This window comes from Micromonospora sp. ALFpr18c (assembly GCF_008868155.1).
GTDB lineage: Bacteria > Actinomycetota > Actinomycetes > Mycobacteriales > Micromonosporaceae > Micromonospora.
In genome coordinates, this window is sequence record NZ_WBKR01000387.1 from 1 (window position 1) to 1,546 (window position 1,546).

The window sequence follows — 1,546 nt, forward strand, 5'->3', positions numbered from 1 at the left end:
TCCTGGCCTCGCTACGCAACCTCGCCATCAACGCCCTACGCCTGGCCGGCCGACCCGACATCACCGAAGCCACCCGCTGGGCAGCCCGCAACATGACCAGGCCATTCACCATCCTCGGCCTCACATCGTGATCATGAAACGGCCGTGTGTACGCGACTCAGGAACGGGCTACCTTTCACCGCCCAATCCACATCGGCCGCATTGAAGCGGATCTCCATCAAACCCTTCTGAAGTGCGTAAAGCTCGTCGACGTTGTCGATCTCGAACATACTTCCTCATCATCCGAATGGATTCGGGCCATGGAAAACCACGTCATCGAGTTTGAACCTGAACGACCCCGCGTGCACGAGCTCGTTGGGTTGTGAGCCAGGCGCCAGTTTAGTCCCAGCGGGCAACCTGAACGCGATCAGGTGAGTTCCTCGGTCCCCACCCCTTCCCATGAAGAGCGCGTTGCTCGTTTCCTTAAAGCTAAGCATCTCCCTTGTAAAGTATGTGACGCCCTTTTGCGTTCGCAGTTACCACACCGCCGGCCATGATTTTGGCGTGATCACCTTCGGTCGTGTAACGGAATACCACATCGTCGCCTAGCGAGTCCGCAAGGTTATCCACGCTGTGCTTCGCTGCGTCGTTGCAGTTGTGTACGAGCACCGGCGCATCGCCGGCGAGCACATAGTACGTGTGGGATTTTCACCCCGTCACGCAGTGTGACTTACGCGTTCATGGCGTTTCACCTGACCTTTCGCGTGTGGCACCAACTCGCTGCATCGAAATCTATCGGTGTTGACGGCGACGGTGCCGGCAACCTGGGGAGACGTCCACGCCCTTCAGTGGTCAGGGCATCGATGGGTGGCGTTATCCGAGGTAGGGGGTGTCGCGGTGCTCGGCGTGGTGGTGGAGGCGGAGTCGGACGGTGTCGTGGATGGGGATGTGGGCGAAGTCGGTGGGCTGGATGAAGCGGACCTCGGTGGACTCGTCGCTGACGGTCAGCGTGCCGCCGGTGACTCGGGCGAGGTAGGTCACGGTGAACTCCTGCCGGACCTCACCGTCGGCGTACGCGATGACGTGCGCGGGGTCGGTGTAGATGCCGAGCAGGCCGGTGATCTCGATGTCGAGGCCGGTCTCCTCTTTGACCTCGCGGACGGCGCACTGTTGAAGGGTTTCGCCGATGTCCATGGCGCCGCCGGGTAGGGACCAGTTGCCGGAGTCGGTGCGCCGTTGCAACAGCACGCGACCGTGGTCGTCGGTGACGATGGCGGCGGCGCCGGGGACGAGGCTGTTCGCGGTGGGGGCGTGGTCGCGGATTTGACCGCTCGGCTGGAGCAGGTGCTGGGCCGGGTCGCTGAGCTTGAGGCCCGGTTGAAGCAGTCGTCGTCGAACTCGTCGAAGCCGCCGTCGTCGGATGGGCTGGCCAAGAGCCGGGAGCCTGTCCGAATTTCTGTGTAACGCCCTATCCTGTCTAACTATCGGACATCGATGGGGATGCGGCCTGGGAAGAAGATGTCCAAGGCGTTGAGGGCCTGCTTCCAGCCGTGGACGCCGGCGCCTT

General features: G+C 62.3%; 3 protein-coding genes. 1 reads left to right on the forward strand and 2 read right to left on the reverse strand.

Annotation, left to right across the window (positions count from 1 at the left end; genetic code table 11):
- Positions 1-131: 131 nt before the first annotated feature.
- Complete coding sequence (locus F8271_RS32775) at positions 132-269, reverse strand: hypothetical protein (protein WP_192580553.1); 138 nt, start codon at positions 267-269, stop codon at positions 132-134.
- A 583-nt stretch (positions 270-852) separates the two neighbouring features.
- Positions 853-1,323, reverse strand: coding sequence for an NUDIX domain-containing protein (locus F8271_RS31300; RefSeq protein ID WP_151493375.1), 471 nt, complete (start codon positions 1,321-1,323; stop codon positions 853-855).
- Between F8271_RS31300 and F8271_RS33650 the strand changes: the two genes are divergently transcribed.
- Positions 1,291-1,443: a DUF6444 domain-containing protein gene (locus F8271_RS33650; RefSeq protein ID WP_255473775.1), complete on the forward strand. Its 153-nt coding sequence runs from the start codon at positions 1,291-1,293 to the stop codon at positions 1,441-1,443. The two genes, F8271_RS31300 and F8271_RS33650, sit on opposite strands and share 33 nt — an antisense overlap.
- Positions 1,444-1,546: the final 103 nt, after the last annotated feature.